At 71.7% G+C, this 15,081-nt stretch carries 14 protein-coding genes; 7 read left to right on the forward strand and 7 right to left on the reverse strand.

Going from position 1 to position 15,081, the window contains the following annotated elements; genetic code table 11:
- Window positions 1–39: 39 nt before the first annotated feature.
- Window positions 40–492, reverse strand: coding sequence for an ATP-binding protein (locus tag ACLF5H_RS26995; protein WP_421678608.1), 453 nt, complete (start codon window positions 490–492; stop codon window positions 40–42).
- A 252-nt stretch (window positions 493–744) separates the two neighbouring features.
- A complete protein-coding gene (locus tag ACLF5H_RS27000) occupies window positions 745–918 on the reverse strand; it encodes a CsbD family protein (RefSeq protein WP_078967593.1) in 174 nt (57 codons plus the stop codon).
- 127 nt (window positions 919–1,045) lie between these two features.
- On the opposite strand from ACLF5H_RS27000, the gene ACLF5H_RS27005 reads away from it, so the two are divergent.
- The gene (locus tag ACLF5H_RS27005) at window positions 1,046–1,525 is read left to right on the forward strand and encodes a MarR family winged helix-turn-helix transcriptional regulator (protein WP_421678609.1); all 480 of its coding nucleotides are present in this window, start codon (window positions 1,046–1,048) and stop codon (window positions 1,523–1,525) included.
- 98 nt (window positions 1,526–1,623) lie between these two features.
- The gene (locus ACLF5H_RS27010) at window positions 1,624–3,312 is read left to right on the forward strand and encodes an MFS transporter (protein WP_421678648.1); all 1,689 of its coding nucleotides are present in this window, start codon (window positions 1,624–1,626) and stop codon (window positions 3,310–3,312) included.
- Window positions 3,313–3,348: 36 nt separating this feature from the next.
- Here ACLF5H_RS27010 and ACLF5H_RS27015 read toward each other — a convergent pair whose 3' ends face one another.
- The 3 genes from ACLF5H_RS27015 to mgrA form a co-directional block, all read right to left on the reverse strand.
- On the reverse strand, window positions 3,349–4,002 hold the full coding sequence (locus ACLF5H_RS27015) for a DedA family protein (protein WP_421678610.1): 654 nt from the start codon (window positions 4,000–4,002) through the stop codon (window positions 3,349–3,351).
- Between the two features lie 19 nt (window positions 4,003–4,021).
- The gene (locus tag ACLF5H_RS27020) at window positions 4,022–4,195 is read right to left on the reverse strand and encodes a hypothetical protein (RefSeq protein WP_421678611.1); all 174 of its coding nucleotides are present in this window, start codon (window positions 4,193–4,195) and stop codon (window positions 4,022–4,024) included.
- Between the two features lie 107 nt (window positions 4,196–4,302).
- Window positions 4,303–5,346 carry an L-glyceraldehyde 3-phosphate reductase gene (gene mgrA, locus ACLF5H_RS27025; protein WP_398032079.1) on the reverse strand — a complete coding sequence of 348 codons (1,044 nt, stop codon included), beginning with the start codon at window positions 5,344–5,346 and terminating at the stop codon, window positions 4,303–4,305.
- 293 nt (window positions 5,347–5,639) lie between these two features.
- Here mgrA and ACLF5H_RS27030 point away from each other — a divergent pair, with 293 nt between their 5' ends.
- Entirely contained in the window at window positions 5,640–6,488 is an 849-nt protein-coding gene (locus tag ACLF5H_RS27030) for a chitosanase (protein ID WP_421678612.1), read from the forward strand.
- Window positions 6,489–6,800: 312 nt separating this feature from the next.
- Entirely contained in the window at window positions 6,801–8,441 is a 1,641-nt protein-coding gene (gene pgm / locus ACLF5H_RS27035) for a phosphoglucomutase (alpha-D-glucose-1,6-bisphosphate-dependent) (protein ID WP_421678613.1), read from the forward strand.
- A 69-nt stretch (window positions 8,442–8,510) separates the two neighbouring features.
- Here the strand turns inward: pgm and ACLF5H_RS27040 are convergent, their stop codons facing one another.
- Complete coding sequence (locus tag ACLF5H_RS27040; protein WP_421678614.1) at window positions 8,511–9,431, reverse strand: SGNH/GDSL hydrolase family protein; 921 nt, start codon at window positions 9,429–9,431, stop codon at window positions 8,511–8,513.
- Between the two features lie 190 nt (window positions 9,432–9,621).
- Window positions 9,622–9,879 carry a DUF5133 domain-containing protein gene (locus tag ACLF5H_RS27045; protein WP_421678615.1) on the reverse strand — a complete coding sequence of 86 codons (258 nt, stop codon included), beginning with the start codon at window positions 9,877–9,879 and terminating at the stop codon, window positions 9,622–9,624.
- Window positions 9,880–10,201: 322 nt separating this feature from the next.
- On the opposite strand from ACLF5H_RS27045, the gene ACLF5H_RS27050 reads away from it, so the two are divergent.
- The 3 genes from ACLF5H_RS27050 (at window position 10,202) to ACLF5H_RS27060 (ending at window position 15,037) form a co-directional block, all read left to right on the forward strand.
- Entirely contained in the window at window positions 10,202–11,716 is a 1,515-nt protein-coding gene (locus tag ACLF5H_RS27050) for an adenosine deaminase family protein (protein ID WP_421678616.1), read from the forward strand.
- Window positions 11,717–12,049: 333 nt separating this feature from the next.
- Window positions 12,050–12,577, forward strand: a complete 528-nt coding sequence (locus ACLF5H_RS27055; protein ID WP_128788543.1) for a hypothetical protein — start codon at window positions 12,050–12,052, stop codon at window positions 12,575–12,577.
- Window positions 12,578–12,877: 300 nt separating this feature from the next.
- Window positions 12,878–15,037, forward strand: coding sequence for a hypothetical protein (locus tag ACLF5H_RS27060; RefSeq protein WP_421678617.1), 2,160 nt, complete (start codon window positions 12,878–12,880; stop codon window positions 15,035–15,037).
- Window positions 15,038–15,081 lie beyond the last annotated feature (44 nt).

Here is a 15,081-nt window from a genome sequence, read left to right on the forward strand (position 1 = left end):
GGGGCGAGCGCCGTTGCGCTCAGCCGCCGTGGCGCGGGCTCACCCTTCGCCCCGCACCCCGCCGCCCTCGGGGGCCAGCGGTACCGTCGCGGTGACCCGCTTGCCCTCCGGCAGCACCGTCACCTCCAGGTCCCGCGAGAGCATCCGCACCAGATGCAGACCATGGCCGCCGACCCGTCCGGGGTCGGGCGGACGCGGACGCGGCGGCGAACTGGAGGTGTCCGTCACACAGATGCGCAGCGCGTGGGCACCGGGCCTCAGCTCCAGGCTGAGCGTGCACGGGCCCGGCGCGTGCTTCTCCGCGTTCGTCACCAGTTCGCTCACGACAAGCTGCGCGTCCTGGACCGAGCGCCGCGGCGGCGCCGGGCGTGCCGCGGCGAGCAGGGCGGCGACGGCGTCACGCGCGTCGGCGCTGCTGCACATGGCGGTGTCCCAGGTGCGGCTGTAGCCCAGGTCCTGCGTCCTCGGGTGCGTCCTCAGCGAGATGTCCATACCTCGTCGCCCTTTTCCCTCCGGGTTCGGGGGCCCTTCCTGCGAGCGTGCGGGGAACGTGCCGTCCTGTAGCTCGGCTACCCGCTGGTCCGTCGATCAAGGGGACGTGCACCGGGAATCCTTCGGTTGCACACGAATCCCTGCTGGCAGCGGGTGCCGGACGCGACAGCGGGCCCCGGGAATCCGCTGGGGTGGATTCCCGGGACCCGCTGGAGTCGACGTCCGGGTCAGCGTCATGGCCGACGGCGGGCCTCAGTGCTTGAAGGTGTCCTTGGCCTTCTCCTTGGCCTGCCGGGCGTCGCCCTTGGCGCCTTCCATGCGGCCCTCGGCCTCCATGCTCTCGTTGCCGACGGCGCGGCCGATGGCCTCCTTGGCCTTGCCCTTGGCCTGCTCCGCCTTGCCCTTCGCCTTCTGGTTGCCTGCCATCGGAGTCTCACTTCCCAACGTCTCGTGATGTTCCGTTCGCCATTCGGTTTGCCACTGCGACGCCCCTCAAACCGATTACCCGCCCTTGGTTGTACAGGCCAGACTGCTAAACCTATTGTTACTAATCATGGATGTGGCGACGGAAGACAGGGCGGGGGCAGCCCCCGCCGACCCGGGCGGCGACCCGGGGACCAGCGCGCTCGCGGGCGCGCTCCGGCTGGCCATGGGCCGGATCGTGCGCAGGCTGCGCCAGGCCCACGCGGTGGGCGACCTCACTCTGTCCGGCGCCTCGGTGCTGGCCCGGCTCTCGGGCAGCGGGCCCGACTCGCCGGGCGCGCTCGCCGAGTTGGAGCGGGTACGGCCGCAGGCGATGGCCGGCACCCTGGCCGGCCTGGAGCAGCGGGGCCTGATCAGCCGGGCCCCCGATCCGGCCGACCGGCGCCGGGCCGTCATCGCGATCACCGAGGAGGGCCGGACCGTGCTGGAGCGGCGCCGCTCCGAGTCCGCCGACCGCCTCGCCCACGCCCTGGACGGGTTCACCCCGCAGGAGCGCAGGGCCCTGACCGGCGTACTGCCCCTCCTCGACCGACTGGCGGAACAGCTGTGAACGCCGAGGCGCCCGAGGGCGGCATACGCGCCCGGCTCCTCGCCCGCTCGGCCCGGCAGCGGGCCGCACCGCCCGGCCCCGGCTACAAGTGGGTCGCCCTGTCCAACACCACGCTCGGTGTCCTGATCGCCACGATGGACGCCTCCATCGTGATCATCTCGCTGCCCGCCATCTTCCGCGGCATCGGCCTGGACCCGCTCGCCGCGGGCAACATCGGCTATCTGCTGTGGATGATCCTCGGCTATCTGCTGGTCTCGGCCGTCCTGGTGGTGGTCCTCGGCCGGCTCGGCGACATGTTCGGCCGGGTGCGCATCTACAACCTGGGCTTCCTGGTCTTCGCCCTCGCCTCCATCGCCCTGTCCCTGGACCCGCTGCGGGCCGGGGCGGGCGCGCTGTGGCTGATCCTGTGGCGCATCGTGCAGGCGTTCGGCGGCTCCATGCTCACCGCCAACTCGGCCGCGATCCTCACCGACGCCTTCCCCTCCCGGCAGCGCGGCATGGCGCTCGGCATCAACCAGATCACCGCGCTCGCCGGGCAGTTCCTCGGCCTGCTCGCCGGTGGTCTGCTGGCCGCCGTGGACTGGCGGGCGGTGTTCTGGGTGAGCGTCCCGATCAGTGTCACCGGCACCATCTGGTCGTATCTGAGCCTGCGCGAGACCGCGGCCGGGGGGCGCGGCCGGGTCGACTGGCTCGGCAACCTCACCTTCGCCTCGGGCGCCGGCATCCTGCTCGCGGGCATCACGTACGGCATCCAGCCCTACGGCGGCCACCCCACCGGCTGGACCAACCCGCTCGTCCTCACCGGGCTGATCGGCGGCGTGTTCCTGCTGCTCGTCTTCTGCGTGGTGGAGAACAAGATCGCCGAACCGATGTTCCGCCTCTCCCTGTTCAAGGTGCGGGCCTTCGCGGCGGGCAACCTCGCCGCCCTGCTGACCGCGATCGCGCGCGGCGGGCTCCAGTTCATGCTGATCATCTGGCTCCAGGGCATCTGGCTGCCGCTGCACGGTTACGACTTCGAGGACACCCCCCTGTGGGCGGGCATCTTCATGCTGCCGCTGACCCTCGGCTTCCTGCTCGCCGGTCCGGTCTCCGGCTATCTCTCCGACCGGTTCGGCGCCCGGATCTTCTCCACCGCCGGGCTGCTGGTGGTCGCCGGGTCCTTCCTCGGGCTGCTGGCCCTGCCGGTGGACTTCGACTACGGCCCGTTCGCCGCGCTGCTGCTGCTCAACGGGCTGGGCCAGGGCATGTTCTCCTCGCCCAACACCTCCTCGATCATGGGCAGCGTGCCGGCGAAGTACCGGGGCGTGGCCTCCGGAATGCGCTCCACCTTCCAGAACTCGGGCACGGCCCTGTCCATCGGCGTGTTCTTCTCGCTGATGGTCTCCGGCCTCGCCGCCACCCTGCCGAAGACCCTGAGCAGCGGCCTGGCGGCGCACGGCGTGCCCGCCGCGACCGCGCACCAGGTGGCCTCGCTGCCGCCGGTGAGCACCCTGTTCGCCACGTTCCTCGGCAACAACCCCATCGGCCATCTGCTCGCGGGCGGCACCCTGGACCAGCTGACCGCCGCCCAGCGCGCCACCCTGACCGGCCACACGTTCTTCCCCGAACTGGTCTCCGGGCCCTTCCACCACGGCCTGACCATCGTCTTCAGCGTGGCCGCCGGTATGGCCCTGGTCTCCGCGGTGGCCTCCGCGCTGCGCGGCGGCCATGAACGCGCCGACGAGGCGCCGACGACCGGCGCCGAGCACCCCGCGCCGAAGCCGAGCGGGGCGGCGCGCCCCTCCTGAGCCCCTGATCCCTCTCTGGAGCCCCCGATCCCTGGCTCAGCCGGGTCCCTCGGGTCCCTCGGACCCGGCGCGCTCGTGGCGCCGTCGTACGACATGACGGGCCACGAGCGCGAGGACCAGGACCGCGAGGGCCAGCAGGAAGTAGAGCTCGTAGCGCTTGATCTCCTCGTACACCGTGTCGATATGGCTGCCCGCCAGATAGGCGAGGGTGGTCCACAGACCCACCCACAGGGCCGCGCCGAGGGCGTTGAAGGCGAGGAAGCGGCGCCAGTGCATGCCCGAGGTGCCCGCGACGATCCCGTTGGCCTGGCGCAGACCCTCGATGAACCGGGCCACGGTCACGATCACGCCGCCGTGCCGGGTGAAGAAGTCCTCGGCGGCCGCGAACCGCTTCGGGGTCAGGAAGACGTACTTCCCCCAGCGGTGCACGAAGGCGCGCCCGCCGAAGTGGCCGATCAGATAGCCGATGTTGTCCCCGACGACGGCCGCGGCGAAGGCGATGAGGGCCACCTTCACGATGTCCAGCTCACCCGCGCCCGCGTACACCCCGGCGGCGAGCAGGATCGTCTCGCCGGGTGCCGGGATGCCGAAGTCCTCCACGAGGATCACGGCTCCCACGGCCCAGTAGCCGTAGTGGCCGAGCAGCGGCGCCAGATGGGCCAGTGGTCCCGGAAGCGGAGGGGCGGCCATGCCTCAACGGTACGGGCGGTCAGAGGACGGGGCCCCCGGCGGAACCGGGGGCCCGCTGGCAACTGGGGCACAGCTCGTGCTCGCCCTCGCGGCTGACGACGGTTCCCCAGCCGAGGCAGCGCTCGCAATCGCGGGCGCGGCTCAGGTCCGGGTGGGGCGGCGGGACGTGGCTGGGACGGGCTGCGTGCACCATGCGGCGAGCGGCTCCTTGCGGTGTGAGGGAGTCGTAAGGATGTCCGAGTTGCCAGATTAAGTCTTATTTATCCCTGATTTCTGTGATGTGCGTCACACTCCTCGGGGTCAATCGAGATTGCCCAGCCGGGCCTCGCGCCACAGGTCGACGCCGCCGTCGGTGGCGTACGTGTCGATCTCGGCCAGCTCCTCGTCGGTGAAGTCGAGGTGGTCCAGCGCGGCCACGTTCTGCTCCAGCTGCTCGGTGCGGGAGGCGCCGATGACCAGCGACGTCACCCGCTGGTCGCGCAGCGCCCAGGCGAGCGCCAGCTGGGCCAGGGTCTGCCCGCGCCGGGCGGCGATGCCGTTCAGGGCGCGCAGTCGGCGCAGCACGTCCTCGGTCAGCCAGGAGCGGTCGAAGGAGTCGCCGCGCGCGGCCCGCGAGTCGCCCGGTACGCCGTCCAGGTAGCGGCCGGTCAGCAGACCCTGGGCGAGCGCCGTGAAGCCGATGACGCCGAAGCCCTCCTCCTGGGCCACGTCCAGCAGGCCCTCGGTCTCGATCCAGCGGTTGAACATGTTGTACGACGGCTGGTGGATCAGCAGCGGGGTGCCCAGGTCGCGCAGGATCGCGGCGGCCTGCCGGGTGCGCTCGGCGTCGTAGGAGGAGATGCCGACATAGAGCGCCTTGCCCTGGCGGACGGCCGTGTCGAGGGCGCCCATCGTCTCCTCCAGCGGCGTGCTCGCGTCCAGCCGGTGGGAGTAGAAGATGTCCACGTAGTCCACGCCCATCCGGCGCAGCGACTGGTCCAGCGAGGCCAGCAGATACTTACGGGATCCGCCGCCCTGCCCGTAGGGGCCCGGCCACATGTCCCAGCCCGCCTTGGTGGAGATCACCATCTCGTCGCGGTACGGCGCGAGGTCCCGGCGCATCAGCCGGCCGAAGTTGGCCTCCGCCGAGCCGTACGGGGGGCCGTAGTTGTTGGCCAGGTCGTGATGGGTGATCCCCAGGTCGAAGGCGCGCAGGGCGATCTCGCGCTGGGTCTCGAAGGCGCGGTCGTCGCCGAAGTTGTGCCAGTAGCCCAGGGAGAGGACCGGCAGGTCGAGGCCTGAGCGGCCGGTGCGCCGGTAACGCATGGTGCCGTCGTAGCGAGCGGGGTCCGCGACATGGGTCATCGGGTGTTCTCCGGGTGGTGCGGTACGGGTGCCCCCAGAGGTGCGAGGGGGTCCCGTCCACCCTGCGCCGAGGTGATCCATAAGTCCAATTGCGCAGCCGGATGGGATTGAGCGGCCCTGTTTCTGAGTGGGGACCTCTTCGGTTTTCCGGGTGAGGGCTGTCCGATCCTACGAACTTCGCGCGGACCGGGTTACCGGCCCCTCCCGGCTCTGATAGGAAACTTTCCTACCAGTACGCGCAGCACCTTCGTACTGGCCCAACTCGCCACCCCCCACACCTACTTGGAGCCCCAGTGGCGCATGACCACCGCGATTCAGCAGCCTCCGCCCGCCTGTCCCGCCGTACCCTCGTCGCCGCGCTGGGCGCCGTGGCCGCCGGTGCCGCGCTCGGTGTCCCGCGCGCCGTCGCGGCGCAGTCCGGCACCGCGGCCGCGACCGGCCTCGACGATCCCGCGAAGAAGGAGATCGCGATGAAGCTGGTGTCGAGCGCGGAGAACTCCTCGCTCGACTGGAAGGCCCAGTACACGTACATCGAGGACATCGGCGACGGCCGCGGCTACACCGCCGGCATCATCGGCTTCTGCTCCGGCACCGGCGACATGCTCGACCTCGTCCAGCTCTACGCCGACCGCAAGCCGGGCGACGTCCTGGCCAAGTACCTGCCCGCGCTGCGCAAGGTCAATGGCAGCGACTCGCACTCCGGGCTCGACCCGGACTTCCCCGAGGACTGGCGCAAGGCCGCGCAGGACACGGCGTTCCAGAAGTGCCAGGACGACGAGCGCGACCGGGTCTACTTCGACCCCGCCGTCGCCCAGGGCAAGACCGACGGACTGCGCGCCCTCGGCCAGTTCTGCTACTACGACGCCATCGTCATGCACGGCGACGGCGACGACTCCACCAGCTTCCGCAACATCCGCAAGCGTGCCCTGCGCACCGCCGAGCCGCCGGCGCGGGGCGGCGACGAGACGGCGTACCTCAACGCCTTCCTCGACGCCCGGGTCTGGGCCATGAAACAGGAGGAGGCGCACAGCGACACCACCCGCGTCGACACCGAACAGCGGGTCTTCCTGCGCAAGGGCAACCTCGACCTGAGGACGCCGCTCGACTGGAAGGTGTACGGGGACAGTTACCACATCGGCTGACGGCCGCCCGCGCCCGCGAGGGCTGCGGCAGACCGGCGGGCGCGGGCGCCACGGTCCCCGCGGCGATCCCGGCGGCCTGCCGCCGCCACGGTCCCCGCGGCGATCCCGGCGGCCTGCCGCGGCGTGGCCCGCCGGATCACGGCGACCACCGGCGGGTCCACGGCGGGGCCCGTCCGTGAAGCGTCCCGTACGCGTGGCCGGACGGCGCGGAGGGCGGCGGATCATAAGGTGGGGCGTACTCGCGCGTCATGCTCCTGACGAGCAAAGATGGGCGTCAGCGAGCGACCGAAACCGACGCGGAGGAACGCACTCATGGCGCACGAGCGAGCCGGCCGGCCGGCCGGTCCCGAGGATCTTGTCGATGTGGCCAGGCTGGTCACGGCGTACTACGCGCTGCACCCGGACCCGGCCGACCCGGCCCAGCGGGTGGCGTTCGGCACCTCGGGGCACCGGGGCTCGTCCCTGGCGAGTGCCTTCAACGAGGACCACATCGCCGCCACCAGCCAGGCCATCTGCGAGTACCGCGCCGGAGCGGGCATCGACGGACCGCTGTTCCTGGGCGCCGACACCCACGCCCTGTCGGAGCCCGCGAAGGTCACCGCGCTGGAGGTGTTCGCCGCCAATGGCGTGACCGTGCTCATCGACAGCGCGGACGGCTACACGCCCACCCCCGCCGTCTCGCACGCCATCCTCACGCACAACCGGGGCCGCACCACGGGGCTCGCCGACGGCGTGGTCGTGACCCCCTCGCACAACCCGCCCGCCGACGGCGGCTTCAAGTACAACCCGCCGAGCGGCGGCCCGGCCGCCTCGGACGCCACCTCCTGGATCCAGGACCGCGCCAACGAGATCATCACCGGCGGCCTGAAGGACGTACGACGGCTGCCGTACGCCCGCGCGCTCGCCGCGGACACCACCGCCCGCTACGACTTCCTCGGCACCTACGTCGACGACCTGCCCGGCGTCCTCGACCTCGACGCGATCCGCGCGGCCGGGGTGCGCATCGGCGCCGATCCGCTGGGCGGGGCCTCCGTCGCCTACTGGGGCCGGATCGCCGAGCGGCACCGCATCGACCTCACGGTGGTCAACCCCCACACCGACCCCACCTGGCGGTTCATGACGCTGGACTGGGACGGCCAGATCCGCATGGACTGCTCCTCGCCCTACGCGATGGCCTCGCTGATCGAGCAGCGCGACACGTACCGCATCGCCACCGGCAACGACGCCGACGCCGACCGGCACGGCATCGTCACCCCGGACGCGGGCCTGATGAACCCCAACCACTACCTCGCGGTCGCCATCGACTACCTCTTCCGGCACCGCGAGAACTGGTCCGTCCGGGCGGGCGTCGGCAAGACCCTGGTGTCCTCCACCATGATCGACCGGGTCGCCGCCGACCTCGGCCGCCGCCTGGTCGAAGTGCCCGTCGGCTTCAAGTGGTTCGTGGACGGGCTGATCGGCGGGGAACTCGGCTTCGGCGGCGAGGAGTCGGCGGGTGCCTCCTTCCTGCGCCGGGACGGCTCGGTGTGGACCACCGACAAGGACGGCATCATCCTCGCCCTGCTCGCCTCCGAGATCACCGCCGTCACCGACCGGACCCCCTCCGAGCACTACGCGGGCCTGACCGCGCGCTTCGGCGAGCCCGCCTACGCCCGCATCGACGCCCCCGCCACCCGCGAACAGAAGGCCCTGCTCGGCAAGTTGTCGCCCGCCCAGGTCACGGCGGACACCCTCGCCGGGGAGCCGGTCACCGCCGTGCTCACCGAGGCGCCCGGCAATGGCGCGGCCATCGGCGGCATCAAGGTCAGCACCGACAACGCCTGGTTCGCGGCCCGCCCCTCGGGCACCGAGGACGTCTACAAGATCTACGCCGAGTCCTTCCTCGGCCAGGACCATCTGGCCCGGGTGCAGGAGGAGGCCCGGACGGTGGTGCAGGGCGCGCTGGGCGGCTGAGCGACGGCCTGCCTGCCGGTGTTCGGCACGGCGGCCGCCATGCCGGTGCGTGGCGGCCGCCGTTCGTGCTCAGCGGTGCCCGTGGTTCTCCGCGAGCCGGTGCAGGACGGCCCCCGCCATGGCCTGCTCGCCCCGGGCGTTGGGGTGCGCCGGGGCCGCGGGCGCGGCCGGCTGGAGCGGCTCGATCCAGCGGTCCGCGGGCGCCTTGCACATGTCGTGGCCCACGGTCGGACCGTAGGTGTCCACGTACTCGGCGCGGTTGCGCCCGGCCACCGTGCGCAGCATCAGGTTCAGCCGCTTCTCGGTGTCCCGCAGATAGCTGAAGTCCCCTTGCGCGAAGGGAACTTGGGGGAAGCAGCCGACGCCGTCGTCGGGCAGCAGATCGGGATAGCCGACGACCACGACCCGGGCGTGCGGCGCCCGCGCGTGCACGGCCCGCAGTATCTCGGTGACCTTCGGCGCGGTCCGCCGCACCGCGAGGGCCAGCGCGTCCTGCCCGGACGCCTCGTAGGAGCGCTCGCAGGGATTGCCCGTCGGGTCCTGGACACCGAGCCGGGCGCAGGTGGCGATGATGCCGCCGAACCCGACGTCGTTGCCGCCTATTTGGAGCGTCACCAGGTCCGTGTTCCGCGAAACGGCCTTCAGCTGGGGCCGGTTGGTGCCCTGGGCCTGCCACATCTGCACGGTCGTCGCGCCCGAGCAGCTGACGTCGGTGAACGTCCTCGCCTCCGCCCGCAGCGCCACCAGCGAGGGGTAATTCTGGTCGGAGCGTGCGCAGTCGGCGTCCACCTGGGTAGGTATGCCAGGACCCGAGGTGTAGGAGTCGCCGAGCGCCACATAGGTGAGGCGGTGGCCGTGGTGGCCCGCCGGACGCGCGGCGGCCGGAGTGGTGGCGGCGGCGACCAGGGCGCATCCGCCCACCGCCGCCGCCAGCGCCGCGGCCCGCCGCCGGGCTCTCGCCCCGTTCGCCGGACGCCTGTCGTTCGTCATCGTTCCCCCCTGGGACCGGTACACGGCGCGCGGCGGCGCCATGGAGCGGCCCTCACGCGATTGACTGGGCCTGTATACCGTCCGGTAGGTCCCGCCGACCAGAAGCGGGAACCCATGAGTTCGGGGGGAACGCGGCGGGGAGCCGCTGGTGGGGCGCGAGGCCGCGGCGGTGCGCGGCCCCTGCCCGGCCTCAGGCGCCGGACACGGCGACGGCCGGTGCGGGCTCCTGGAGCAGCGAGTCGTCCTCCGGGCGGGCCCCGGACAGCCGGTGGCGTGCCGCGATCAGGGCCATGTCGACATCCCGCGTCCCGGTGGCCACGCACAGCGTGTACGAGATGTCCGCGAGCCGCTGCCGCGCCCTCGGGGTGCTCTCCTCGGCCCCGAGCAGTGCGAGGGTCTCGTACTGGGTGATGAGGTCCTTCAGCACGGCGGGGTGTGCCATCAGCATGGGGTCGGCCTCCTGGTGTCTTCGCCGATGTACGACGTCAGAGGCGCGACTACCCGGCCCGGCGCCCCGCATGCCACCCCGGTCGTCCCCGGTCCCGCGCGTACCTCCTTTCCGGACAGGGAGACGGATACATCACCCGCACGGGTGCTCTCCGGCCGGTATGCGCCGGTCGCGCGCCCCGCGCCGCCCTCCTTCGCTGATCATGCACCTGTGAGTCTGCACACCCGAAGTGCCGTACCGCGCCGGGTCGTTCCGGCCGTGCTCGGCACCCTCAGCGTCCTGTCCCTGCTGTCCGCCCTGCCCGCCGCCGCGCAGCCCGCGCGTGCCGCGGCCCGGCCCGCCGCGCCGGGCCCGGCCCGCCGCGCCGCCGCCCCGGCAGGCCACGGCCGCCGAGGCGCGGACCGACGCCTATCTCCGCTCGGTCAAGGACCGGCCCGCGGCCCTGCGGGCCTTCTTCCGGCAGCTCCCCAAGGGCGGGGACCTGCACAACCACCTCTCCGGGGCGGTGAACACGGACTACCTCATCGAGCTGGCCGCCGAGGACGGCCTGTGCGTCGACGCGACGATGACCGCCGTCGCCCCGCCCTGCGGCCCCGGCACCCGCCCCGCCGCCGACGCCCGCACCGACCGCGCCTTCCACGACGCGATCGTGCGCGCCTGGTCCATGCAGGACTTCCCGCCCGACGAGAACGGGCACGACCACTTCTTCGACACCTTCGGCAAGTTCGGCGAGGTCACCTGGCGGCACCGGGGCAAGCTGCTCGCGCAGGTCGCCGACACCGTCGTCGCCAACAACCAGTCGTACCTGGAGACGATGGTCACCCCCGCCTCCGACGGCGCCAAGCAGCTCGCCGACCAGGTGGGCTGGGACGCCGATCTCGCCGCCCTGCACCGCAAGCTGGCCGCGGGCGGCAAGCTGGACAGGCTGGTCGCGGACGCCCGCAAGGAGACCGACGACGGCGACGCCGAGTTCCGCGCCACCGAGCACTGCGGCACCGCCGAGGCCCGGCCCGCCTGCGGGCTCACCGTCCGCTGGATCTCCCAGGCGTCCCGGGGCAGTTCACCGGTGCGGGTCTTCACCCAGCTGGACCTCGGCATGCGGCTCGCCGAGGCGGACTCCCGCTTCGTCGCCGTCAACCTGGTGCAGCCGGAGGACTGGGACAGCTCGCTGGAGAACTACAGCCTCCAGATGCGCATGGTCGGCTATCTGCGCACCGTGTACCCGAAGGCCCATGTCACCCTGCACGCGGGCGAGTTGTGGCCCGGACTGGTCAAGCCCGAGGCGCTGAAGTTCCATATCGCCGAGGCGGTGGACGTCGCGCACACCCAGCGCGTCGGACACGGCGTGGACCTCGTCCACGAGGACAACTGGCAGCGCACCGCCCGCACCATGGCGGCCCGGCAGATCGCCGTCGAGGTGCCCTTCTCCAGCAACGCCCAGATCCTCGGCGTCAAGGGCGCCGAGCACCCCTTCACCACGTATCGCCGCTACGGCGTCCCGGTCGTCCTCGCCACCGACGACCCCGGTGTCTCGCGCATCGACATCAGCCACGAGTACCAGTACGCCGCCGCCACCTACGGCCTCGGCTACCCGGTGCTGAAGGACCTGGCCCGCGCCTCCCTCCAGTACGCCTTCCTGCCCGGCGCGAGCCTGTGGCAGGGCAACCCCACCGCCCAGGGCTACCACCCGGTCGCGGCCTGCCGCGCCGAGCGCCCCGGCCGGCCCGTGCATGGCGCGGCCTGCCGCCGTCTCCTCGACGGCAGCGCTCGGGCGCGCCTGGAGTGGCGCCAGGAGGCCGCGTTCGCGGCGTTCGAGCGGGCGCACGCCCGGGGGTGACTCGGTTCCGGCCGCGCCGGTCCCCCTGCGGGGATCGGCGCGGCCGGAATGCATCGATTGGCCGAGAAGTGCGCGGTCATACAACCGGATGACCTGATTCCGTGCGCGCGGGCGGGGCGGGTCTTCGCCATTACCCCGGCTTTGCGACGGCGTTTCCGGTAACCCCATGCACCCCCGTCGTCACCCCCCGTACCGTGCAGGGATCCCCCTCCCGCAAGATCGTCACATCGCCATCACATAGCCTTCACGGAACGACCGCTTTCGGCCGATCGTGTTCCGGGTCCCCCTGACGGGGCAGACGCCACGCGCGCCCCGCACCTAGCCTCCCGGGCCATGCGATCACCTCTGCTGAGACGCCTCGGTCTCACCGCCGTCCTCGCCGTCGTCCTCGCCGTCTTCGGCTTCAGTACCATCGCCAGCGCGGACCCGGACCCGGCCGCCCTCACGTTCAGCACCGACAGCGCCACCACCACTCCCGGCGGTTCGGTCAAGCTGTCGATGACGCTGACCAACAACAAGACGTACGACGTCCTGTTCGTGTACCAGACGATCGATCCGACCTGGCTGACCACCCAGCGTCCGGACCTGAAGTACAGCTTCGCCGGCTGCACCCTGGCCGCCGCCGACGGCAGCAGCACCTCCTGCTCCGGCACCGGCCCGACCAACCTCGGCACCAACTACGGCGCCACCATCCCGCCCGGCCAGAGCCGTACCGTCACCCTGACCCTCCAGGTCGCCGCCGACTCCGGCTGCAACGGCAACATCGGCTTCTACTCGTACTTCTACGCCGAGTTCAGCGACGGCACCAACAGCAACGGCGGTCCCGTCTACACGCCCGAGACGCGCGTGCTCTGTTCCTGACGGACCTGTCGCACCAGCCGCGGGAGCGGTGACGTCGCCCGGTGGACCCGACGGTCCGCCGGGCGACGCGGGGCAGGACGAGAAAAAGGTCAATCGGGTTGCGTCACAAGGCAGTTGGACACCCGCCATTTTCCGTCAGGTTTCGTGACCCGACCACAAAAGCTACACACATCCATCACTATGTGACGCGACGGATGCACGACGACCGGCTTCTGAGGGGGACGCCGGGGTCGTGCGAGGGGGTGCGTCCGCTCCATGCGAGCCGTGCTCACCCCTGTCCGGGGAGGGGAACTTCACCGCATGAAGCGGACCATTCGCACCACCGCGCTGACGGTGGGCGCGCTCATCGCCGCACTGGGCCTGCAGGCCGGACCGGCCCAGGCCGACAGCGGCACACCACGTATCGACCTCAGAGTCCTGGTGGTGAGCGACGGCGGCCCGGCCACCGACGCCATCACCGCCGAACTCACCTCGGAGGGAACGCCGTTCACCGAGGTCGACCTGACCAGCGGCAGCCGCCCCACCATCGACGCCGGCTTCCTCGCCGACACCGTGGACGGCCGGGCCCGCGCCAAGTACCAGGCCGTCGTCCTGCCCAACGACAACCCGTTCGCAAGCGGCAGCGCCGAGATGAGCGCACTCGCCGCCTACGAGCAGACGTACGGCATCCCGCAGGTCGACGCCTACACCTACGCCCGCCCCCAGGCCGGGCTCCAGGTCCCGACCACCGGCGGCTACTCCGGCAGCGTGGACGGCATCCAGGCCCAGGTCACCGCGGCGGGCAAGGCGGGCCCCTTCGACTACCTCAAGGGCGCCGTGCCCTTCGAGGACAACTCGCCGACCGTGGGCGAGAGTTACGCCTATCTGTCGACGCCCGCACCCGGCGCCGACTTCACCCCGTACGTCCAGGCGACCATCCCCGGCACCACCACCCAGGGCTCACTCGTCGGCGAGTACCGGCACGACGGGCGGCGCGAGCTGGTCATCACCTTCGTCTACAACCAGTACCAGCAGCAGTTCCGGCTGCTGGCGCGCGGCATCGTGGACTGGATGACCGGCGGGGTGCACCTCGGCTCCTCCCGCAACTACTTCGCCGTGCACGTGGACGACGTGTTCGCGGCCGACGACCGCTGGGACACCCAGCTCAACTGCACGCCCGGCGACGTCGACTGCACCAACAGCTCCGGCACGCCGAGCCCGATCCGGATGACCCCGGCGGACGTCGACTACGCCGCCGCCTGGGAGCAGAGCCACAACTTCACCCTCGACCTCGCCTTCAACGGCTCCGGCAGCGTCGACCAGCGCGCGGACAACAACGGCGTCGACCAGCTCGCCGACAAGTTCATCGCCGACCGCAACCAGTTCCGCTGGATCAACCACACCTACACACACGCCTTCCTCGGCTGCGAGCAGGACACCACCGTGGTGCCGTGGAAGTGCGAGACCAACCCCGACGGCAGCACCCAGTGGGTCAGCCGGCAGACCATCGACGACGAGATCGCCAACAACCGCGCCTGGGGCCTGACCAACGGACTGCCCCTGGACAACAGCGAGTTGGTGACCGGCGAGCACTCCGGGATGCGGATCCTGCCGCAGCAGCCCGACGACAACCCCAACCTGGGCCCCGCGCTCACCGACAGCGGCGTCAAGTGGCTCGGCGCGGACGCCTCCCGCGACCCCGCCCAGCGCCAGGTCGGCCCCGCCGAAACGGTCGCCCGCTACCCGATGAACGTCTTCTACAACGCGGGCAAGGCCTCCGAGGAGGCCGACGAGTACAACTGGCTGTACACCAGCCGTGCCCAGGGCGGCAGCGGGGTGTGCGAGGACAACCCCGCCACCAGCACCTGCCTGCCCGCCCCGCTGGACACCAGCACCGGCTATCAGGACTACATCGTCCCGCTGGAGACCCGCATCGACCTCGGGCACGTGCTCTCCAACGACCCGAAGCCGCACTTCATCCACCAGTCCAACCTCACCGAGGACCGCATCGCCTACCCGGTCCTCAACGGCGTGCTCGACGGCTACGACAACCTGTTCGCCGCCAACACCCCGCTGGTGAACCTGCGGATGAAGGACATCGGCACCGAACTCCAGCGCCGCACCGCCTGGACCGCCGCCCTGAACGCCGGCCAGGTCACCGCCTACCGCATCGGCAACACCGTCACCGTCCAGGCGCCCGGCGGCACCTACACCAACGCCACCCTGCCCACCGGCAGCACCTACGCTCTCGGCGCCTTCGGCAGCGCCTACGGCGGTGAACTGTCCGGCTGGACCGCCTCCATCGGCCTCGCGCAGACCTTCACCCTGCCGGCCGCCGCGCCCGCCGCCACCCCGGGCACCCACGGCCACACCCACCCGGCGGCCACCGCACCGGCCCCGCGCACCAGGCTCCCCAAGGGCGTCACCAAGCAGGTCCCGTACGCCCCGCGGCACCAGGCCAGGCACTCCTCGCAGCACTGAACGCGCACCGACCCAAGGGCCCGTCCGACACCCTCGGACGGGCC

This window comes from Streptomyces sp. LaBMicrA B280 (assembly GCF_049222185.1).
Lineage (GTDB): Bacteria > Actinomycetota > Actinomycetes > Streptomycetales > Streptomycetaceae > Streptomyces > Streptomyces murinus.